Below are 20493 nucleotides of genomic sequence, written 5' to 3'. Positions count from 1 at the left end.
TCTTCCGCATGACGTCCCGCGACTCCTCCTCTTCCGAAATCACGCCCGAAGTTCTGCTGCGCGCCTATGCCTGCGGCATCTTTCCGATGGCCGAGAGCGCCGACGATCCCACCCTGTTCTGGGTCGAGCCGGAACTGCGCGGCGTGATCCCGTTCGACGGCTTCCGTATCGCCTCACGACTCGCCCGCACCGTGCGCTCGGACGTGTTCACCGTGACGGTCGACAAGGCGTTCAAGGCCGTGATCGCCGGCTGCGCGGCGCCGCAGCCCGGCCGTGACGACACCTGGATCAACAAGCGCATCCGCGATCTCTATCTCGGGCTGAATGCGATCGGCCATTGCCACAGCGTCGAGGTCTGGCAAGACGGCGATCTCGTCGGCGGCCTCTATGGCGTGAGCCTCGGCCGTGCCTTCTTCGGGGAAAGCATGTTTCACGTCGCGCGCGACGCCTCCAAGGTCGCGCTGGTGCATCTGGTGGCGCGCCTGATCGCAGGCGGATTTGAACTGCTCGACACGCAATATGTGACCGAGCACCTGAAAACCTTCGGCGCGATCGAAATTCCGCGTCGCCGCTACCGCGCGCTGCTCGACAAGGCGATCATGGGTGTGCCCGCCGAGTTCCTGATGCTCGATGCCACGCAGCCGATCAAGGGCGCGGAGGCGCTGGCGATCATCGCCGAGCGCGGCTAGTTCCCGAACAGGCCGCCGAACAATCCGCCCGGCCGCGGCTGCTGTTGCGGCGGAGGTGGCGGCTGCTGCTGGAATTGCGGCTGCGGCGGACGCGGGGCCGCCTGCTTCTGCGCCGGTGGACGCTTCTGGGCCGGCGGAGGCGGCGGCGTCGGCTGCTTCGGCGGATCGGGCGCCGCGGTCACAATGGTCTGATCGGGCCCTTTGCAGTCGGTCAGCCAGATGTCGTAGATCGGATGCTCGACCCCGTGCAAACCGGGGCTGGCGGCAAACATCCAGCCCGAGAAGATCCGCTTCACCTCACCCTGCAGCGTGATCTCGTCGACCTCCACGAAGGCATCGGTGTTGGCGGCTTCCGTCGAAGGCCGCGTATAGCACGCGTCAGTCTTCACGCGCAGCGCGCCGAACTGCACGGTCTCGCCGATATCCTCGTCGAAATTGATGATGCGTCCGGTGATCTTGTCGAGGCCGGAAAAGCTTGCCTTCTTGTTGGTGATCTTGGTCGAAGGCGGCTCGCTCACGACCTCATCGCCCGGCTGCAGCGTGGCCGGCGATTGCGGCACGTTCTTCGGTTGGCGCTGCCCGGGTGGCTGGCCTGGCGCCGGGCTCTGGCCGGGAGGCGCGTTGGCGATGCTGGGCCCGCCCGGCTGCGGCGGCTGCACTGCGACGCCGGGCTGGTTCTGCGGCGCAACTGTCGTGCCGGGCGGCGGCGCCAGCGGTTGCGACTGCACGCTGCCGGGCGGCGGCACGCCCGCCCCCTGCTGCTGCGGCGGCGGCAATGGCCGGTTCGGCGTCGGCAGCAGCCGGCCACGCGGCAACTCCGGCACTTCCTCGTCGTCATCGCTCGGGGGCTGCTGCACCTGACCACCGCGCGGGATAGCGCCGGGCGGTCGCGGCGCGGGATCGGAGAAAATCGTGCCGATTTGCGCGCGCGCGGGCGGCGCAAGCGCGACGGTCGAGGCGGCGATCAGGGCCGCAAAGCCAGTGAGGGCAATGGTTCGAAACATCTCTCGCGCGGCTGCAACAGGCGAATCGGGCTCGCGACAGTTTACCTTTATATCGGCCGCTCGCAGGATCACCGGTTAACACGGCGAATACGGCGGGGAAAGGGCGGTTTGCCGCCCTCCCCGGCCACTGGTCAGCCCTCCGAACACATGGGATAGTCGTTCCGCTGAAATCGCGCGGGTTGCGCGAGAACGAGGAAAATCCGGACGAACCGGACCAGCCAGGGGAAATCACCATGCCAGATCGCATCCGTCTCGACGGCTGGGTCGCCGTCGTCACCGGTGCTGCCGGCGTCATGGGAACCGCGACGCTCCATTTGCGTGCCGAGTGCGGCGCGGATTGTCGGAGCCGACCGCGGGGGAGCCGGCCCGACACTCATTGACGGCGGCCGCACCGCCGCTCGACGCTTCAATTCACCACCGCCAGAAGGTTTTCCTCAATGCCCGTCGTTCTCGATCCCGATGCCGCCGCTGTCTACAAGGCGTTCCAGGAGGCCGGCCGCCCCGCCTATGAGACGCTCACCGCACCGGAAGCGCGCGAATATTACCGGGCCGCGCGCCTCGTCGTGAATCCCGAACCGCCCGCGCTCCAGTCGAGCAAACCGCTCGCGATCCCTGCACCACACGGCTCCATTCCCGCGCGCGTCTACACGCCGAAGGCGCTGCGCAAGACCGCTGGTGTTGCACCGTGCCTGGTGTTCTTCCACGGCGGCGGCTGGGTGATCGGCGATCTCGATACCCACGAGGTGGTGTGTCAGAAGCTCGCGCATGAGGGCGAGCTGATCGTGATCTCGGTTGATTATCGGCTGGCGCCTGAGCACCGATATCCCGCCGCCGTCGATGACGCGGTGACCGCGACCAGGTGGATTGCCGCCAACGCAAGTGAGCTCGGCATCGACGCCTCTCGCCTGATCGTCGGCGGCGACAGCGCCGGCGGCAATCTCGCGGCCGTCGTGGCGCTCATCGCCCGCGACGGAGGGGGGCCGAAGCTCGCCGGCCAGCTTCTGATCTATCCCGCGACCGATTTCTCGCGAAAGCATCCTTCGCACCGCGAGCCCGAGACCAGCATCCTCCTGACGCATTCGGTGATCGGCTGGTTCTGCGATCACTATCTCGGCGGCGCCGACTCCACCGACTGGCGTGCCTCCCCCGCGCGCGCGGCGAACTTCGCCGGATTGCCGCCGGCCTATGTGCTGACCGCCGGGGCCGATCCACTGCGCGACGAAGGCGACGAATATGCCAAATTCCTGAACGACGCTGGCGTGAGCGTGACCTACCGTCACTTCGCCGGACAGTTCCACGGCTTCTTCACCATGGGCAAACTGCTCAGCCAGGCCAATGTAGCCGTCACCGAGATCAGCGGCTGGCTGAGGAGCTTGAATTGAGCCAGATCGACGGATCGTTTGACGGGTCGCCGGAATTTCGCACGCCGGTCGCTCGATCGACGCACCGGACGCGCGAAGCAGAGTCGTGCAGCCTTGGTCTTGCGGCGATAACGCGCGTTGAACTTCCCGGCGGTGCGCGATAGTGCGCCAGCCAGGTCGTCTCAACGCAGCCAGCAGGCCACACCCATCGAGATTTCATTGCTCACACCCATCATCGTCTTCGGTATTCCGCTCGACTTCATCCTGTTCGGACTGACGCTCCTCGGCGTCGCCTTGTTCCACCATCACACGCTTGCGGTCGCGTTGAGCGGTCTCGCAGCCATCGTCGTCTACAAACTCCTGTTCACGGGTTTCGCGAAGTTCGGAACGGGCGTGGCGGGCCTTGCCCACCACATGCAGCACGATTGGGTCGGGCTCGCCAACCTGTTCCTGCTCCTGATGGGATTTGCTCTGCTGTCCCGCCATTTCGAGGAGAGCCGAATTCCCGATGAGATGCCCGCAGTGCTGCCTGACGACTGGAAGGGTCCGCTGAGTCTGCTCGTGATTGTGTTCGTGCTGTCGGCCTTCCTCGACAACATCGCAGCGGCCCTGATCGGAGGGACCGTCGCCCGCCACGTCTTTCGCGGCCGGGTCCACATCGGCTATCTCGCAGCCATCGTTGCCGCCTCCAATGCGGGTGGCGCCGGAAGTGTGGTCGGTGACACCACGACGACCATGATGTGGATCGACGGCATCAGTCCATTCAGCGTCCTGGAGGCCTATATCGCCGCCGTCGCTGCCATGCTTGTGTTTGCCGTGCCGGCATCGCTCCAGCAGCATCGCTTTTCCCCGATCGTGAAGGACGCGCCGTCGGGCCTGAACATCGACTGGATGCGCGTTGCGGTCGTTGCGGCTATCCTGCTCGCCGCACTGACTGCCAACGTCACGGCCAATCTGAAATTCCCGGCAGTGCTCGATGCGCTGCCTGTGCTCGGGCTTGCGGTATGGTTCGCGATCCTGATCACGGCGGCGCTGCGGCGCCCCGACTGGTCGGTGATGCGTGAAACCCTCAAAGGCACCATTTTCCTGCTCGCGCTCGTGACGGCGGCATCGATGATGCCCGTCGAGAGATTGCCCGCAGCGTCTTGGCCAACCGCGCTTGGTCTCGGCTTCGTCTCGGCGGTGTTCGACAACATTCCGCTGACCGCACTCGCGCTGAAGCAAGGCGGCTACGACTGGGGCCACCTGGCGTACGCGGTCGGATTTGGTGGATCGATGGTGTGGTTCGGTTCCTCGGCCGGCGTGGCCGTGTCGAACATGTACCCGGAGGCCAAATCCGTCGTGCGATGGATCACTCAGGGCTGGCCGATCATTGTCGCCTATGTCGTCGGCTTCTTCGTGATGCTGGCCTGTGTCGGCTGGCATCCCGACGCCCCGCATTAGAATCTCCGCAATATGCCCGCGCTACCCGTTGTCGAACCGGCATGCCCTTTCTACCACGACGACCACCGGTTTCGACCCCACGGAGGACCTCCCGGATTTTGCGAGATTGCGACGTATGGCATTAGAAATGCGAAATGAATGATTTTGTCCAAGCCTTGGGTACGGCCGCTACCCTCATCGGTCATCTCGATGCCGAATTGCGCGAGGTTGTGGTCCTGTCGCTCGGCGTTAGCCTGTCAGCAGCCGCTATCGCTTTTGCGATCGGAGTTCCCTTCGGCACGGCGCTGGTCATTTACCGTATCCCGGGCAAGGGCGCCTTGATCGTTACCGCCAACGCCTTGCTTGGATTGCCGCCCGTCGTGGTGGGCCTTGCCGTTTACCTGCTCCTGTCGCGGTCCGGACCATTGGGGGCCTTAGGAATCTTGTTCACGCCGACGGCCATGATCGTCGCGCAGACCATCCTCGGCATCCCGATCGTTATTGCGCTCGTACACCGCATGATGGTGGACCTCTGGGCCACCTACGGAGACGTACTGCTGGTTGATGGCGCTTCGCGCTTGCGAGCCGCGGGGTCGGTTCTGAACATCGGACGCGAAAGATTGATAACGGCTTTTCTAGCCGCATTTGGTCGGGCCATCGCCGAGGTCGGTGCGATCATCATCGTGGGAGGCAACATTCGGGGCTATACTCGCACGATGACAACTGCGATAGCGCTGGAGACAAGTAAAGGCGAGTTGAGCTTGGCGCTTGCCCTCGGCATTATTCTGATTATCCTTTCGATGACCGTGAGCGCACTGAGTTATTCTTTCGGGCGCTTCCTGACGGGTCGGTGAGACCTGAAACGATTCTTTGTAGGAGGCGCCCGTGACCCACTGGTGTCGTTCACTCCGTGCCTTTGCGATCATTCTGCTGGCTTCGTTGAGTGTTTCCGCCTCGGCACAAGACGAAACGATCGTTGTTGCCTCCACGACGTCAACGCAGGATTCGGGGCTGTTCGGATACCTGCTGCCGATTGTCAAAGAGAAGACCGGCGTCGAGGTCAAGGTGCTCGCGCAAGGAACGGGGCAGGCCCTCGACACGGCGCGCCGTGGTGATGCGGACGTCGTACTCGTTCATGCCAGGTCGGCGGAAGAGAAGTTTCTCGCTGAGGGGTTCGGCGTGAAGCGCTATCCGGTCATGTACAACGACTTTATCCTGGTCGGACCGAAAGACGATCCGGCAGGGATCAAGGGCCGCGACGTCGCCGCTGCGCTGCAAGCCATAAGGACGAAAGCCGCACCCTTCATATCTCGTGGTGATCGCTCTGGCACCCACATCGCCGAGCTTGCGCTCTGGAAGGACGCAGGGGTCGATATCGCGAAAGACCGCGGCCCTTGGTACAAGGAGATTGGCCAGGGAATGGGAGCCGCACTGAATACCGCCTCGGCGTCCAACGCCTATGTGCTCTCAGACCGCGGCACGTGGTTGGCGTTCAAGAATCGCGGCGACCTCACGATCCTGGTCGAGGGTGACAAGCGCCTGTTCAACCAATATGGCGTGATGCTGGTCAGCCCAGCCAAGCACCCCACGGTGAAGAAGGAGGCGGGTCAACGCTTTATCGACTGGCTGATTTCGTCAGAGGGGCAGAAAGCGATCGCCGATTACAAGATCGAAGGCCAACAGCTGTTCTATCCCAATGCGAACGATCCCAATGCCTAGGAAATGGTCCGGTCGGGTTCCCTAAGCGCGCCCCGGGCCCAATCAACCGCAGGGTCAATGCTCGGCGGCGACAGGCGCGAGCGCTCGCGGGCACGCGTTTGGGTACTTGCCTGCGTCCAGCCGCCGCAATGACTGCACCGCAAGGCGACAGCGGTATCATTTGCTTCAGTACTTGGTCATCCGGGGCTCTTGGCCGCCATCCGTGATACCGCAAAGCATATTGCAGTGCACAATTCCTTTACTTCAAAGATGTGGAAAAGCGAGACAAATCCATTGACCTTGGTAAACTCCATTTGCCGTAACAACTTATGGAGCGTTCGTATGAGTGTTAGTGCAGAAGTCCGTACCCGCGCCCCCCTGGAGTTGGAGCAATTGGAGCGCGAAATGAATACGGTGGGTCCGCCCCGCCCCCGCGGCAACGTTCGGCCTCTCTCACCGATGCCGGATTACGTCGAGCACCGCAACGGCGTCAACGAGGTTGGCAAACTGTCAGCCGAAGCCGTCGTACGCGAATACGAAGCGGCAGTGAAAGAGATCGAGGCGCTTGGAACAGAATTGCAGTTGGCCGCCAAGAAGTGCGAGGCGATGGTGGCTGGCGTCCATGACATGGTCGCGGAAATCAAGGAATTCGCTGCAGGTTATCGCGATCAAGGTAAGCGCTTCTTCCTGCAAATCGAAGCCGTCTCGTTGATGACCACAGAAGTTCGGGATACCTGCGAAACACTTAAGAAGAAAATCGCGACTGACACATTGACCCAGTAGTAATTCGGCTACGGCCGCGTCTTGTAATCAGCGCCCGTGGTTACTGCGATCTTGAGTTGATCTTAGGTCAATGGTTGCGCCGCCCCGGCGACGCGAAACTGGTAAATTCCATTCATTGCATGACCGATTGCACATCAGGCCCCCGCTTCGGCGGGGGCTTTTTTGCGCCACGACTGCAATCACTGTTCGCGACAGCGCCGCCCTAGCGGGCGTCGGGCGCGCGCTCAGCCGTGTCTGTTGTCGAGGTCAAGGCGGACCAGCGGGTGGCGAAATCCGCGGGCGCGAGCTCGTTAGCGTCAACCGAAATGCTTTTCGACGTCGTTCCGGACGCAACCATGCCGTCGGTCCAGGGCGAGTGCGATTTCATGGTGGCGGCGGTGGCGGCAACAGCGAGCAGAGCGACGGCCACGACCCCAGTAATCGTTCGATGCTTCGTCATCAGAACCTCTCCGGGTCCCCAAAGCCCACTTAAAAAGCCTACTTAATATGGGTCACGGGAACTTCGCGCAGGTTCAACAGCAACGCGACAGGCATGGACTGCGCGAATGCAATGAGATCGGGCAACGAAGCTGTCCCAAACTCAAACTGCATCTGAACGTGGATGTCGTGATGTCCACCGAGCGCAGCCGAATTTTTTGCGACGCGACCTAGCCAGCCCTCGCCGCCCGCCGCAGCGATTGCGGCGGCTGGCCGAAGGCGCGGATGAAGGCGCGGCGCATCCGCTCGGGATCGCGAAAGCCGGTGATTTCGGCGACACGCTCGATCGCCTCGCCTGACGACTGGACGCGCTGCCGCGCGACCTCGATGCGCAGCCGCTCCACTGCCTTCGACGGCGTTGTGCCGGTCTCCGCAATGAAGGCGCGGGTGAAATGCCGCGAGCTCATCCCGGCCTTGTCGGCCAGGTCCTCGACCGTCAGCGGCGCACCGAGATTTTCGCGGGCCCAGGCGAGCAGCGGCCCGAAGCGGCCGTTCGGCGCCTTCAATTCGAGAAGCGAGGAGAACTGCGACTGCCCGCCGCTGCGGCGATGGTAGAGCACGAGTTGCCGCGCCGTCTTCTGCGCGACCTCGTCGCCATAATCCTCCGCGATCATCGCGAGTGACAGGTCGATGCCGGCGGTGATCCCGGCCGAGCTCCAGATGTTGCCGTCGCGGACAAAGATCTGGTCCGGCTCGAGCTTGATCTTCGGATAGGCCTTCACGAAATGCGGGGTGCGCTGCCAATGCGTCGTGGCGCGGCGGCCGTCGAGCAGGCCGGCTTCGGCGAGCACATAGGCGCCGGAGCAGACGCTCGCAACACGGGCGCCGCGGCTGGCTAGCCGCCGGACAAAGGAAAGTGTCGTCGCACAGGTGGCCGGCGTACGCACGCCGTTGCCGCCGGCGATGATCAGCGTCGTGATTGCTGCTGAGGGCTTGAAGCCGCGCGCCATCATGTCGACCCCGGACGAACTTCGTACCGGCCCGGCCTTCACAGCGACCGTCCGGATCGCCGGCGCGGTATTGGCGAAGCGCGCGGCGATCTCGAACGCCGCGATCGGGCCGGCCGCATCGAGCAATTGGAAGTCGGGAAAGATCAGGACACCGATCATCGTCAAATCCTCCTCCGGGCAAGGAATGTCTTAAAATGAGGGAAATTTGGCATTTTGGACAACAGGCCACCATGGCATCTTGGCGCCGTCAAGCGCTGATTGGAGGCCATGATGTCCGCCCCGCTGCAGATTGGACTGCTCGTCTTCCCGAAGGTGACCCAGCTCGACCTCACCGGTCCGCTGCAGGTGTTCTCCTCGGTGCCCGGCGCCAGGGTGCATCTGATCTGGAAACGCATCGAACCTGTCGCGACCGATTCGGTAATGGTGCTGACGCCGACCACGACCTTTGCCGACTGCCCGCAGCTCGACGTGATCTGCGTGCCCGGTGGCCTCGGCACCGACGACATGGTCGGCGACGAGGACATGCTGGGCTTCCTGCGCAGGCAGGCCGCCGGCGCCAGATATGTCACGTCGGTCTGCACGGGATCGCTGGTGCTCGGCGCCGCCGGCCTGCTGAAGGGCTACCGCGCCACCACGCATTGGAGTGCAATCGATTTCCTCCCGGCATTCGGCGCGATCCCGACCAAGACGCGCGTCTGCGTCGACCGCAACCGCTTCACCGGCGGCGGCGTCACCGCGGGGATCGATTTTGCGCTGACGCTGGTCTCTGAGCTGGTCGACCGCAAGACCGCGGAGGCGATTCAGCTTCGGCTCGAATACAACCCGGCGCCGCCCTTCAACGCGGGCTCGCCCGACACCGCGCCGGCCGAGATCCTCGCCGTCATGAAGGAGCGAATTGCGCCCGCGCAGGCGCGTCGCAGCGAATTGATGGGGCGCGCCGCCGCACGTCTCGCATCGTAACGCGCGACAGAAAAAGGCCGCCTCGGTTTCCCGGGCGGCCTTTCCTTTCTCACGGTGGCTTCAACATTAGCGGGCGATTTCAGGAAGTCTGCACCGGGGGCCTATCTCCCGGCCGTCTCCTACTCGGAAGCCGCTGCTTATCGGGACAGTCGCGACCTGGAGCCCGAACCGACGCGATGGTCTTCCATCTCCGTAAGATGGCTCTATTGAGCCGCGAACGAAGGCCGAGCGCAAGCGCGCATCGTCGCCCGCAGCGCTCCCGTCCCCGCTGTTACCGTTGTCCACAGGTATGGTGCAGTGCACGCAAAGATTTGCTTGCACGACGCTTCAGGCGTGACCGTGGAGGATCAGCTTCCGGGCGTCCAAGCTTGATAGTCGCCCGTGGCCTTAGGACGGCGGCCGCTCGCGAGCGTCGAGCCGGACGGACGATAGGCCTGCGCCGTGCCGGTCATGTTGGGCACATGCGGTTTCTCCCATTCGCGCGGCGTATAGTTCTGTTCGGTTGGCGGAACATCGACGGTGTGATGCAGCCAGCCATGCCAGCCCGAGGGCACGCGCGAGGCCTCGGCATAGCCGTTATAGACGACCCAGCGTCGCTCGAAGCCGAGCGTCGGGTCGATCTTGCCACCCGCGGTGCGATAGTAGCGGTTGCCCTGCTCATCCTCACCGACCAGTTCGCCGAAGCGCCAGGTCCACAATTGCGTGCCAAAGGTCTGGCCGTTCCACCACGTGAAGAATTTGAGCAGGAATTGTTTCATGCGCGACAGATCGATCGTCAGTTCGAGGCAGTTGGGCTGTGATGCCACCTCAATCTCCAAAAGTCCAGCGAGGGACAGCGCCGTTCGCGTGGGGTCGATCACGCCGCGATGCCAATCCGGTGATACCGATCGTTGGTGGCCAAATGTCGCGGGCTCGGCGCAAGCCATTCATGCAGCGTACAGAACCAATCTTTCAGTCTCCGCGTTGCGCATAATCCATGCGCAGGCTCGGAACCTGCGCCGCCAGAAGGGGTTGGATCGTGTACCGCAGATGGAGCCAGCTATGATTGATCTTAAGGTTTTAAGTGTCGCCTCCGCGTTGGCGCTCGCGCTGCCGCTGGTAGTGCCGAGTGAAAGTTTCGCCCAGGGTCCGGCGGGGCCGGCGCAGGGCCACGCGGCCGGTGGAGGTGGTGGCCGGGCCGCGGTCGCAAGCCCTGGTGCTGGCGGCGGAGGCTTCCGCGGAGGAGCGGTCGCAAGCCCGGGCGCTGGCGCCTTCCGCGGCGGCGGTAACGCCGCGGCATTTGGCGGCGTGCGCGCTGGCGGCGGCCCGGCCGTCGCCGCGCCGTCTGGACCCCGCTTCGCTGGCGGAGGCGCACCTCCGACCGGCGGATGGAGAGGCGGCGGTGGCAATTGGCATGGCGGAGGATGGAGCGGCGGCCATCGCCGTTACTACGGCGGCGGCGGGTTCTATCCCGGTCTGGCCGCAGGCGCTTTGGTCGGCGGCGCGCTCGCCTCAAACGCCTATTATGGTTCGGGCTACTATTACGGTCCCGGTTACTATGACGATGGCTACTACTATGACGACAGCGCCCCTGTCGCCGTGGAGGCAGCACCGGGCGGCGATGCGACCTATTGCGCCCAGCGCTACAAATCCTACGACCCGGCGTCAGGCACCTATCTCGGCTACGACGGCCAGCGGCACCCCTGCCCGTAGCTACCGATCGAGTTCCCGATTGCGAAAAGGGCGGCGCGAGCGCCGCCCTTTTTCATCCACGCAGCGCGACCGCTACAGCGGCGAGCGTCACCACGAGAGCAGCGATGTCCCGCGGCCCAAGCGGCTCGTGCAGCATCGCCGCCGCCGCGAGTACGCCGACCACGGGCACCAGCAGAGTTCCGATCGAGGCCGTGGCAGCCGGCAAGCGCTCGAGTGCTGCGAACCAGCAGACATAGCAGAGGCAGAACTGGATCAGCGTCAGGTAGATCATCGACGCCCAGCCGAGCGGCGTCAGCGCCGCAAGTTGAGGCTGCTCGACGAGCATCCCGATGATCGCGACCGGCAGGCAGCCGATCCCGATCTGCCAGGCGGCCAGCGACAATGGCGGCATCGCGAGCGGGAAATGCTTGGTCAGCACGGTGCCAAGCCCAACGCAGACCGCGCCGGCCAACGCGCAGAGGATACCGGGCAGCTTTTCCAGGCTGGCGTCAACGCCAGCACCGCCGATCAACACGGTAATGCCCATCAAGGCGACCGCCAGCGACAGCGCACGCAACAGCGACACGCGCTCGCCGAGAATCGGCCAGGCCAACAACGCAACCCACACGGGAATCGATATTCCAACTACCGCCGCTTCGCTCGCGCGAAGCCAGATCAGCGCCAGCCCCATGAACGCAACCCAGCCGCCAAGTGTCAAGGTCGACACCAATGCAAGCCGCAGCCCCATCTTCGCCGGCACGCGCAGTGACTGGCCCCGAGCGACCGCGAAGAGGGCGAGCGCAATCGCGCCGACGATACCGCACAGCCCGCGCGACGACAGCGGCGGCCACTCCGTCAACAGGTACTTCATGATCGGGAAATTGAGACCCCAGCCGATCGACGCGACGACGAGGAACGCGGCGCCGAGCGGCGACATCCGGGCACGCCCGGCGATGGGAACTGCAGTCATGGACCCGTAATCCGAGGTAATCTGAGCCTGTAATCTAGGGTTGGACAAATGCAGGTGATGTGACACACGACTTATTGGAAATCTGCTTGTCAGCAAACCACATATGCATTCTATCATACAGACTACCTGTCGCCGTTCCGCCTTAATCGTAAAACGGGCCAAGCGAGTCGTCGGCACGCAAAGCCCTAAAATGAGGATGCACCGTGCCGCGCGTGCTCGTCGTCGATGACGACCCGATGGTGTGCGTCGCCATCGAGGTCTGCCTGCAACGGCAAGGCTTCGAAGTCACCGTCGCAGACGGCGGTGAGGCCGGCATGCGCGCGCTGCAAGACGCGACTTTCGACGTGATGCTCGTCGACGTCTTCATGCCGCATATGCGCGGCTTCGAGGCGATCCGCATCTTCCACGAACGAGCTCCCACCATCCCCGTCATCGCGATGTCCGGCTACGCCTTTGCCAATGCCGACCGCGCGCCGGATTTCCTGCGGATGACGATCGAGCTTGGCGCCTCGGCGTGCCTGCGCAAGCCCTTTACGCCGCAGGCGCTGGTCGCCGCCGTCAACGAGTGTCTCGTCAAGTCGACGCCTTCCGCTCGCCTCTCGAAATAATTGTCCGTACCAAAGCTTCAATGGCTTCCCAGCGTCTCATCCTCGGCAGCGGTCTTGCCATCCTCCTCGTGATTAGTGCGGCGTCGATCGGGCTCGACGTCAAGTCGCGCAGCGATGCCCAGTCACTGGACCGTACGCTCGGCGTGCTCAAGAAGATCTCGGACATGCGGCCGCTGCTGCATGCCGTGGAAAGTGCGGCGCGCGGCTTCGCGCTGACCGGAGATACGACGTTTGCGAAGGAATATCAGGAGGCGAGCGCTTCTCTCACCTCGGCTTTCGGCAACCTGATCGCGGCAGTGAAGGACAATCCCGACGAAGCACACCTGCTTGAGGAGGCCAAGGGACAGGTCGATCGAGAAGTTGCGCTTGGTGGCGAGATGATAAGGTTACGCAATTCCGGCGACGGAGACGGCATCGCAAAAATGCTGGCCGGCGGCGAAAGCCGCGCACAGCTGGACAAAATCTTGGCGACGCTCGAGCGCGTTGTCACCGAGGAGCGCCGGCTGCTTGCGGTCCGTAGCGACCGATCGAAGACCAACGGCAGCCTGCTGCTGGCGATCGACCTGCTCGGCGCGCTGCTGATCCTGATTCTCACGGCGATAATGACGGCCGCGACCCGGCGGTCCAGCCGCGAACTGCAGGACGCGCTGAGCGCGACCAAGGCCGCCAACCTGTCACTCGAGGCCAAGGTCGCCGAACGCACCAAGGATCTCGGCGCAGCCCTCGAAGAGCTTCGCCGCTCCACCTCAGTGATGGAGACCACCTTCCATACAATGGCCGAGGCGGTGCTTGTGATCGACGCCACCGGTAACGTGCTGCTCGCCAATCCGGCCGCCGAGAAGATGCTGCGCTATCGCGCCGGCATGACGGTCCAGGCCCTGCGCGCGCGCAGCACCGTGCTCCATGCCGACGGCGTCACGCTGATGCAGGTCGGCGACATGCCGTCCGCCAGGGCGTTGCGCGGCGAGGAATTCGACGACCTGGAATTCATCGCGCGTTCGCTGCGCGGCGGTCGCCAGCTCCATCTGGTGGTGTCAGGCCGCCCGTTGCGCGAGGCAGACGGCAAAGTCACCGGCGCTGCGCTGGTCTATCACGACATCACCGCCTCGCGCGAAATGGAGCACAAGTTGCAACAGTCGCAGAAGCTCGACGCAATCGGCAAGCTCACCGGCGGCGTCGCGCACGACTTCAACAACATGCTCACGATCATCACCGGCACCACCGAGACGCTGGTCGACAGCCTGCGCAGCCAGCCGGCGCTGCTGCAGACCGCGGAGCTGATCGACCGTGCAGCCGAGCGCTGCCGCGAGCTGATCCAGCATCTGCTCGCCTTCGCGCGACGCCAGCCGCTTGAACCCCGCACCGTCGACATCAACGCGACCGTGCTCGACATCGCCAAGCTGTTGCGACCCACCCTCGGCGAGCAAATCGAGATCAGTTCCGCGCTCGCGCCGGATGTGGCCAACGTCCATATCGACCCGTCGCAGCTCGCAAACTCGTTGCTCAACATGGCAATCAACGCGCGCGACGCGATGCCCGACGGCGGCAAGCTGTTGTTCGAGAGCAGCAACATCGTGCTGGATGACGCATATGCAACGGCCAATCCTGACGTCACACCGGGCCGCTACGTCATGCTCGCGGTCAGCGATACCGGCACCGGCATGTCGCATGCCGTGCAGGACAAGGTGTTCGAGCCGTTCTTCACCACCAAGGAAGTCGGCAAGGGCTCTGGCCTCGGGATGAGCATGGTCTACGGCTTCGTCAAGCAGTCCGGCGGCCACATCAAGATCTACAGCGAGGAGGGCCACGGCACCACGATCAAGCTCTATCTGCCGCCGGCGCGCGGCCAGGCGGCGGTGGAAGCGCCCGCGGCGGCGCCGGCACGGCGCGGCAGCGAGACCATCCTGGTGGTGGAGGACGATGCGCTGGTACGCAACTACGTCACCGGGCAGCTCGCAAGCCTCGGCTACCGGACGATCGCCGCGGCTGACAGCCGCGCCGCGCTCGCCATCGTCGACAAGGGCGATCCGTTCGACCTGCTGTTCACCGACGTCATCATGCCCGGCGGCATGAACGGCCGGCAGCTCGCCGACGAAGTGGCCAAGCGGCGGCCGGGCGTCAGGGTACTCTACACCTCGGGTTATACCGAGAACGCGATCGTGCATCACGGCCGTCTCGACGAGGGGGTGCTGCTGCTGGCAAAGCCATATCGGAAGTCGCAGCTCGCCAGCATGGTGGAGTTGGCGCTTGGCAAGTGATCTCGCTTGCCCGTCTCCGCAAGTACGGGGCGCTACGACCGCGTCGCGAGCACGACGCCGGCGAGCGTGAAGATGAGCGCGGCGATCTGGGTCGCACCCAGCGGCTCTTTCAGCGCAATTGCCGACGCCACCACGCCGATCACGGGCACCGCCATGGTGCCGATCGCGGCGATCGAGGCCGGCAGTCGCGCCAGCGCTGCGAACCAACTGACATAGGCGATGCAGAACTGGATGACGGTCGAATAGCCGAAGAGCCACCACCCGAGCGTCGTGACGCGATCAAGATTGGTGGTTTCGATAGTGAGGCCCGCGAGCGCGACCGGCAGGCAGCCGAGGCCGATCTGCCAGGCCGCGGCCGTAATCGGCGGCATCTGAACCGGATACTTCTTCGCCAGCACCGTGCCGAGAGCAAAGCCAAACGCGCCGCACAGCGCCATGATGATGCCCGGCAGCTTGTCCGCGCTTGCGGAAATGCCGTTGCCGCCCATGATCGCGGCCAGTCCTGCGAAGGCCATTATGAGCGCGAGCGCGCGCAACAGCGTCGGACGCTCGCCGAGCACGGGCCACGCGAGCAGCGAAGCCCATACCGGCATGGTGTAGGCGATCAGCGCCGCCTCGCTCGCCGGCAGCCACAGCAGCGCGAGCCCCATCAGCACCATCCAGCCGGTGACGTTGAGCACTGAGTACAGCACAAGCCGCGGCCACAGCCGCGCCTCGACCGCCAGGCTTTGAGAGCGGAGCAGCGCCAGGAGCGCGAGCAACGCCGCGCCGATCACCCCGGTCGTGCCGCGCAGCGTCAGCGGAGGTAGCTCACCGAGCAGGAATTTGGTCACCGGCCAGTTGAAGCCCCAGCCGACCGAGGTGATGGCGAGGAACATCAGGCCGGCAGGCGCCATGCGCGCCCGCGTCGTTGGCTTCAAGTTCGTCATGGGATCCGGCGAATGGAATCAGAGGTCACCCTGCCCGCGATTTGGCCGCTGGACCATCACGCGCCTGACATGCCTGCTGCGTCGTTTGTCCGTAGGCTTACGTGAGTCCCGAAAGTTCAATCCGGCGGCGCGAATAAATAGTCCCCCTGTGAACAATGGGCGAAGCTTTCCTCCACAGCGCATGAGAGATTTTTTCCGCTTGGGAATCCCTGAGGACTCACTGATACTTGCTGCGATCACAGGCGCGGCATTGACCCCTGTTATCCTCCACTTTCCACCATATTTAGTATTTGATTCAGGAACTCGTACTAGTTCTTGACGGGCGTGACGGATTTGGCCTAGCTTTCATCCTGTTCGGCGCGAGTGTGTTTGGGTCCCCGCCGGTCGCTCCCAAAAGGGTCCAAAATGACCACTCCGCCGGCCTTTATCGCCGCGGGTGAAGGGCTTGCCTGCCCTGATTTTTGATCAGCTCAGGGACGCGAAAACGGGCCGAAAGGCCAGCAACAAGAGGCCGGAACCGGCCCGAGAAGATGCGTTCAAAGATGCGTTGAGTAGCGTGTCGCGTGACGTGTTGGGGCGTTGAATGCACGGACCTGGAAGACCCGCTTCGGGTGGTCCAGGGCGTGCCGCCGCAGGGCCGGTGCAAGCCGGATTCCCGCGGTTGAGGGGAACAGGCCGGATCCACCGGCTGAGCTGCGGATGACGGGAGTGCGGGTGAAAAGCGCGTATCCCTGATTTCGCAAGGGGTAACATTCCGGCAACCGCGAAAAACGCGGGCCGGCCAGCGAAGAGACGGGGCTCGACCAATGCGAATCGAACGGCGCAACACCACCAGCGGACAATCACCCTATGCCGGCATCAATTTCAGATTGACGACATCGGAGATCCGCAATCCCGACGGCTCGGTCGTGTTCCGCGCCGAGAACGTTGAAGTCCCCGAATTCTGGTCGCAGGTCGCCTCCGACGTGCTGGCGCAGAAGTATTTCCGAAAGGCGGGCGTCGCCGCGCGGCTGAAGAAGGTCGACGAAGAGACCGTGCCGTCCTGGCTGTGGCGTTCGGTGCCGGACACCGAGGCGCTCGGCCTGCTGCCCGAGAGCGAGCGCTATATCAGCGAGACCTCGGCCAAGCAGGTGTTCGATCGGCTGGCCGGCTGCTGGACCTATTGGGGCTGGAAGGGCGGCTATTTCTCGAGCGAAGAAGATGCGCTGGCCTTCTTCGACGAGCTGCGTTGCCAGCTCGCCAAGCAGATGGTCGCGCCGAACTCGCCGCAATGGTTCAACACCGGCCTGCACTGGGCCTACGGCGTCGATGGTCCGGGCCAGGGCCATTATTACGTCGACTGGAAGACCGGCAAGCTGACGAAATCCAAGTCGGCCTACGAGCATCCGCAGCCGCATGCCTGCTTCATCCAGGGCATCGAGGACGACCTCGTCAACGATGGCGGCATCATGGATCTCTGGGTGCGTGAGGCGCGCCTGTTCAAATATGGCTCCGGCACCGGCTCGAATTTCTCGCGCCTGCGCGGCGAAGGCGAGCGCCTGTCCGGCGGCGGTCGCTCGAGCGGCCTGATGAGCTTCCTCAAGATCGGCGACCGCGCGGCCGGCGCGATCAAGAGCGGCGGCACCACGCGCCGCGCGGCAAAAATGGTCGTGGTCGACGCCGATCACCCCGATATCGAGACCTATATCGACTGGAAGGTGAAGGAGGAGCAGAAGGTCGCAGCCCTCGTCACCGGCTCCAAGATCAACCAGAAGCATCTCAAGGCCGTGATGAAGGCCTGCGTCAACTGCGAAGGCAGCGGCGACGACTGCTTCGATCCCGAGAAGAACCCGGCGCTACGCCGCGAGATCAAGCTCGCGCGCCGCAACCTCGTGCCCGACAATTACATCAAGCGCGTCATCCAGTTCGCAAAGCAGGGCTACAAGGAGATCCAGTTCGACACCTACGACACCGACTGGGATTCGGAAGCCTATCTCACCGTCTCGGGCCAGAACTCCAACAACTCGGTCTCGCTGAAGGACGATTTCCTCCGCGCGGTCGAGACCGACGGCGACTGGAATCTGATCGGCCGCACGACGAAGAAGATTACGAAGACGCTGAAGGCGCGCGAGCTCTGGGAGAAGATCGGCTACGCCGCCTGGGCCTCCGCCGATCCGGGCCTGCACTTCAACACCACGATGAACGACTGGCACACCTGCAAGGCGTCCGGCGACATCCGCGCCTCCAATCCGTGCTCGGAATACATGTTCCTGGACGATACGGCGTGCAATCTCGCCTCGGCCAACCTGCTGACGTTCTACAACACGGCGACCAGGCGCTTCGACGTCGAGTCCTACGAGCACCTCTGCCGGCTCTGGACCATCGTGCTGGAAATTTCCGTCATGATGGCCCAGTTCCCGTCCAAGGCCATCGCGGAGCTCTCCTACGAATTCCGTACGCTCGGCCTCGGCTTTGCGAATATCGGCGGTCTGTTGATGACCATGGGCCTGCCCTACGACTCGAAGGAAGGCCGTTCTCTCTGCGGCGCGCTGACGTCAGTGATGACCGGTATCGCCTACAAGACTTCGGCCGAGATGGCCGCGGAGCTCGGCACCTTCCCAGGCTATAAGAAGAACGCAGGCCACATGCTGCGCGTGATCCGCAACCACCGCCGCGCCGCCCACGGCCAGGCCACCGGCTATGAGGCGCTCTCGGTCAATCCGGTGCCGCTCGATCACGCCTCCTGCCCGCAGGCCGACATCGTCACGCATGCGGTCAGGGCCTGGGACGACGCGCTGTCGCTCGGCGAAGCCAACGGCTATCGCAACGCCCAGACGACCGTGGTGGCGCCGACCGGCACCATCGGCCTCGTGATGGATTGCGACACCACCGGCATCGAGCCCGACTTCGCGCTGGTGAAATTCAAGAAGCTCGCCGGCGGCGGCTACTTCAAGATCATCAACCAGGCGGTGCCGGAAGCGCTGCGCACGCTCGGCTATCGCGAGAGCGAGATCGCGGAGATCGAAGCCTACGCCGTCGGCCACGGCTCGCTCTCCAACGCACCCGGCATCAACGCCTCGACGCTGAAGGCCAAGGGCTTCACCGACGAGGCGATCGCCAAGGTCGAGAAGGCGCTGCCGACCGCGTTCGACATCAAGTTCGCCTTCAACAAGTGGACGTTCGGCGAGGATTTCATCCGCGATCAGCTCGGCATCGGCGCCGAGGCGATCGCAGCCCCCGGCTTCGACCTGCTCGCCGCCGTCGGCTTCACCAAGCGCGAGATCGAGGCCGCCAACGTGCACATCTGCGGCGCGATGACGGTGGAATCAGCTCCCCACCTCAAACCAGAACATTATGCGGTGTTCGACTGCGCCAACCCCTGCGGCAAGATCGGCAAGCGCTACCTCTCGGTCGAGAGCCACATCCGCATGATGGCGGCGTCGCAACCGTTCATCTCAGGCGCGATCTCGAAAACCATCAACATGCCGAACGATGCCACCGTGGAGGACTGCAAGTCCGCCTATCTGTTGTCTTGGAAGCTCGCGCTGAAGGCCAACGCGCTCTACCGCGACGGCTCGAAACTGTCCCAGCCGCTCAACTCGCAGCTCATCTCTGACGATGAGGACGAGGACGATGCGGTGGAGGCGCTTTACGAGAAGCCGATGGCCGCGCGTGCCGCCCAGGTTTCCGAGAAGATCGTCGAGAAGCTCGTCGAGCGCATCGTCGTGATGCGTGAGCGCGAGAAGATGCCGGATCGCCGCAAGGGCTACACCCAGAAGGCGGTGGTCGGCGGCCACAAGGTCTATCTCCGAACCGGCGAATATGACGACGGCCGTCTCGGCGAGATCTTCATCGACATGCACAAGGAAGGCGCGGCGCTCCGTTCCTTCATCAACAACTTCGCGATCGCGGTCTCGCTCGGCCTGCAATATGGCGTGCCGCTGGAGGAATATGTCGACGCCTTCACCTTCACCCGCTTCGAGCCGGCGGGCCCCGTGCAAGGCAACGACAGCATCAAGTACGCGACCTCGATTCTCGACTATGTCTTCCGCGAGCTCGCGGTGAGCTACATGGGCCGCTTCGACCTCGCCCATGTCGATCCGAACGAGAGCAATTTCGACGCGCTCGGCAAGGGAGTCGGGGAAGGCAAGGAGCCGGAAGCCCAGGGCCAGACGCAGGCGACCAAGTACCTGTCGAAGGGCCTGACCCGCTCACGCACCGACAACCTCGTCATCATGCGCGGTGGCTCGGCCGCTGTCACCGGCAACTCCGACTCGGCGCCATCAGGCGGCTCCCGCGTCACCGCCCTCTCCTCGCACGGTGGAACCGGGCGCGGCGGCCTCTCCGACACCATCGAGGGCGCGGTGGCGCTGAAGCAGGAAGTCAGCCACGACCTGTCGCCGACCGAGAAGCTCGAAGCCCTGCAATGGAGCAAGGCGGGCGCAGCCGCCGCAGCCGCGCCCAGCAAGGCCGAACGCCGTGCAGAAGCGAAGGCAAAGGGCTACGAAGGCGAGATGTGCTCGGAGTGCGGCAACTTCACGCTGGTGCGGAACGGCACCTGCATGAAGTGCGATACGTGTGGAAGTACGACGGGGTGTTCGTGAGTCGCCAGACGACGATTGCGGCGACGCCCGGGCTTGACCTGGACATCCACGAAGGGCGGCTGAAAGGCCGCCCATCGCCATAGTGGGCTCCTAGAGCATCGCCGCGAGCAACTAACCGTGAATCAACTGT

At 64.0% G+C, this 20493-nt stretch carries 17 protein-coding genes; 11 read left to right on the top strand and 6 right to left on the bottom strand.

Features of this window, described 5'->3' with window-relative positions; translation table 11 throughout:
* Positions 1 to 8 precede the first annotated feature (8 nt).
* A complete protein-coding gene (gene aat, locus JQ553_RS07005; RefSeq protein WP_212499169.1) occupies positions 9 to 689 on the top strand; it encodes a leucyl/phenylalanyl-tRNA--protein transferase in 681 nt (226 codons plus the stop codon).
* On the opposite strand, the gene JQ553_RS07000 is transcribed toward aat, so the two are convergent.
* Complete coding sequence (locus JQ553_RS07000) at positions 686 to 1693, bottom strand: DUF2155 domain-containing protein (RefSeq protein ID WP_212499168.1); 1008 nt, start codon at positions 1691 to 1693, stop codon at positions 686 to 688. The genes aat and JQ553_RS07000 overlap by 4 nt on opposite strands.
* A 437-nt stretch (positions 1694 to 2130) precedes the next feature.
* Between JQ553_RS07000 and JQ553_RS06995 the strand changes: the two genes are divergently transcribed.
* The 5 genes from JQ553_RS06995 (at position 2131) to JQ553_RS06975 (ending at position 6957) form a co-directional block, all read left to right on the top strand.
* The gene (locus JQ553_RS06995) at positions 2131 to 3075 is read left to right on the top strand and encodes an alpha/beta hydrolase (RefSeq protein ID WP_212499167.1); all 945 of its coding nucleotides are present in this window, start codon (positions 2131 to 2133) and stop codon (positions 3073 to 3075) included.
* Positions 3076 to 3273: 198 nt separating this feature from the next.
* Positions 3274 to 4497 carry an SLC13 family permease gene (locus JQ553_RS06990; RefSeq protein WP_212499166.1) on the top strand — a complete coding sequence of 408 codons (1224 nt, stop codon included), beginning with the start codon at positions 3274 to 3276 and terminating at the stop codon, positions 4495 to 4497.
* A 134-nt stretch (positions 4498 to 4631) separates the two neighbouring features.
* Complete coding sequence (locus tag JQ553_RS06985; RefSeq protein ID WP_212499165.1) at positions 4632 to 5330, top strand: ABC transporter permease; 699 nt, start codon at positions 4632 to 4634, stop codon at positions 5328 to 5330.
* Positions 5331 to 5361: 31 nt separating this feature from the next.
* Complete coding sequence (locus JQ553_RS06980; protein WP_212499164.1) at positions 5362 to 6195, top strand: substrate-binding domain-containing protein; 834 nt, start codon at positions 5362 to 5364, stop codon at positions 6193 to 6195.
* A 321-nt stretch (positions 6196 to 6516) separates the two neighbouring features.
* The gene (locus tag JQ553_RS06975) at positions 6517 to 6957 is read left to right on the top strand and encodes a hypothetical protein (RefSeq protein WP_249144014.1); all 441 of its coding nucleotides are present in this window, start codon (positions 6517 to 6519) and stop codon (positions 6955 to 6957) included.
* A gap of 202 nt (positions 6958 to 7159) precedes the next feature.
* On the opposite strand, the gene JQ553_RS06970 is transcribed toward JQ553_RS06975, so the two are convergent.
* Both JQ553_RS06970 and JQ553_RS06965 read right to left on the bottom strand, forming a co-directional pair.
* Positions 7160 to 7396: a hypothetical protein gene (locus JQ553_RS06970; RefSeq protein ID WP_212499163.1), complete on the bottom strand. Its 237-nt coding sequence runs from the start codon at positions 7394 to 7396 to the stop codon at positions 7160 to 7162.
* Positions 7397 to 7604: 208 nt separating this feature from the next.
* Positions 7605 to 8543, bottom strand: a complete 939-nt coding sequence (locus JQ553_RS06965) for a GlxA family transcriptional regulator (protein WP_212499162.1) — start codon at positions 8541 to 8543, stop codon at positions 7605 to 7607.
* Between the two features lie 111 nt (positions 8544 to 8654).
* Between JQ553_RS06965 and JQ553_RS06960 the strand changes: the two genes are divergently transcribed.
* Positions 8655 to 9344: a DJ-1/PfpI family protein gene (locus JQ553_RS06960; RefSeq protein WP_212499161.1), complete on the top strand. Its 690-nt coding sequence runs from the start codon at positions 8655 to 8657 to the stop codon at positions 9342 to 9344.
* A gap of 347 nt (positions 9345 to 9691) precedes the next feature.
* Here the strand turns inward: JQ553_RS06960 and JQ553_RS06955 are convergent, their stop codons facing one another.
* Positions 9692 to 10102 (bottom strand): NADH:ubiquinone oxidoreductase subunit NDUFA12, encoded by a 411-nt coding sequence (locus JQ553_RS06955; RefSeq protein WP_212499683.1) that lies wholly within the window; start codon positions 10100 to 10102, stop codon positions 9692 to 9694.
* Between the two features lie 283 nt (positions 10103 to 10385).
* Between JQ553_RS06955 and JQ553_RS06950 the strand changes: the two genes are divergently transcribed.
* Positions 10386 to 11036, top strand: a complete 651-nt coding sequence (locus tag JQ553_RS06950; protein ID WP_212499160.1) for a BA14K family protein — start codon at positions 10386 to 10388, stop codon at positions 11034 to 11036.
* 52 nt (positions 11037 to 11088) lie between these two features.
* On the opposite strand, the gene JQ553_RS06945 is transcribed toward JQ553_RS06950, so the two are convergent.
* A complete protein-coding gene (locus JQ553_RS06945) occupies positions 11089 to 11985 on the bottom strand; it encodes a DMT family transporter (protein ID WP_212499159.1) in 897 nt (298 codons plus the stop codon).
* A 203-nt stretch (positions 11986 to 12188) separates the two neighbouring features.
* On the opposite strand from JQ553_RS06945, the gene JQ553_RS06940 reads away from it, so the two are divergent.
* Both JQ553_RS06940 and JQ553_RS06935 read left to right on the top strand, forming a co-directional pair.
* Positions 12189 to 12593 carry a response regulator gene (locus JQ553_RS06940; RefSeq protein ID WP_212499158.1) on the top strand — a complete coding sequence of 135 codons (405 nt, stop codon included), beginning with the start codon at positions 12189 to 12191 and terminating at the stop codon, positions 12591 to 12593.
* 20 nt (positions 12594 to 12613) lie between these two features.
* Entirely contained in the window at positions 12614 to 14851 is a 2238-nt protein-coding gene (locus tag JQ553_RS06935; protein ID WP_212499157.1) for a CHASE3 domain-containing protein, read from the top strand.
* 32 nt (positions 14852 to 14883) lie between these two features.
* Here the strand turns inward: JQ553_RS06935 and JQ553_RS06930 are convergent, their stop codons facing one another.
* Positions 14884 to 15780 carry a DMT family transporter gene (locus JQ553_RS06930; RefSeq protein ID WP_212499156.1) on the bottom strand — a complete coding sequence of 299 codons (897 nt, stop codon included), beginning with the start codon at positions 15778 to 15780 and terminating at the stop codon, positions 14884 to 14886.
* Positions 15781 to 16586: 806 nt separating this feature from the next.
* On the opposite strand from JQ553_RS06930, the gene JQ553_RS06925 reads away from it, so the two are divergent.
* Positions 16587 to 20363 (top strand): vitamin B12-dependent ribonucleotide reductase, encoded by a 3777-nt coding sequence (locus JQ553_RS06925; RefSeq protein ID WP_212499155.1) that lies wholly within the window; start codon positions 16587 to 16589, stop codon positions 20361 to 20363.
* Positions 20364 to 20493 lie beyond the last annotated feature (130 nt).

Source organism: Bradyrhizobium lablabi (genome assembly GCF_018131005.1).
Taxonomy (GTDB): Bacteria; Pseudomonadota; Alphaproteobacteria; order Rhizobiales; family Xanthobacteraceae; genus Bradyrhizobium; species Bradyrhizobium lablabi_D.
Note: the sequence above shows the minus strand (reverse complement) of the source record. Positions and strands in the feature narration are given on the sequence as shown.

Coding starts and splice junctions, on each gene's coding strand:
- aat (WP_212499169.1), top strand. CDS start 9: ATGACGTCCCGCGACTCCTCCTCTTCCGAAATCACGCCCGAAGTTCTG.
- JQ553_RS07000 (WP_212499168.1), bottom strand. CDS start 1,693: ATGTTTCGAACCATTGCCCTCACTGGCTTTGCGGCCCTGATCGCCGCC.
- JQ553_RS06995 (WP_212499167.1), top strand. CDS start 2,131: ATGCCCGTCGTTCTCGATCCCGATGCCGCCGCTGTCTACAAGGCGTTC.
- JQ553_RS06985 (WP_212499165.1), top strand. CDS start 4,632: ATGAATGATTTTGTCCAAGCCTTGGGTACGGCCGCTACCCTCATCGGT.
- JQ553_RS06975 (WP_249144014.1), top strand. CDS start 6,517: ATGAGTGTTAGTGCAGAAGTCCGTACCCGCGCCCCCCTGGAGTTGGAG.
- JQ553_RS06970 (WP_212499163.1), bottom strand. CDS start 7,396: ATGACGAAGCATCGAACGATTACTGGGGTCGTGGCCGTCGCTCTGCTC.
- JQ553_RS06965 (WP_212499162.1), bottom strand. CDS start 8,543: ATGATCGGTGTCCTGATCTTTCCCGACTTCCAATTGCTCGATGCGGCC.
- JQ553_RS06960 (WP_212499161.1), top strand. CDS start 8,655: ATGTCCGCCCCGCTGCAGATTGGACTGCTCGTCTTCCCGAAGGTGACC.
- JQ553_RS06955 (WP_212499683.1), bottom strand. CDS start 10,102: ATGAAACAATTCCTGCTCAAATTCTTCACGTGGTGGAACGGCCAGACC.
- JQ553_RS06950 (WP_212499160.1), top strand. CDS start 10,386: ATGATTGATCTTAAGGTTTTAAGTGTCGCCTCCGCGTTGGCGCTCGCG.
- JQ553_RS06945 (WP_212499159.1), bottom strand. CDS start 11,985: ATGACTGCAGTTCCCATCGCCGGGCGTGCCCGGATGTCGCCGCTCGGC.
- JQ553_RS06935 (WP_212499157.1), top strand. CDS start 12,614: ATGGCTTCCCAGCGTCTCATCCTCGGCAGCGGTCTTGCCATCCTCCTC.
- JQ553_RS06930 (WP_212499156.1), bottom strand. CDS start 15,780: ATGACGAACTTGAAGCCAACGACGCGGGCGCGCATGGCGCCTGCCGGC.
- JQ553_RS06925 (WP_212499155.1), top strand. CDS start 16,587: ATGCGAATCGAACGGCGCAACACCACCAGCGGACAATCACCCTATGCC.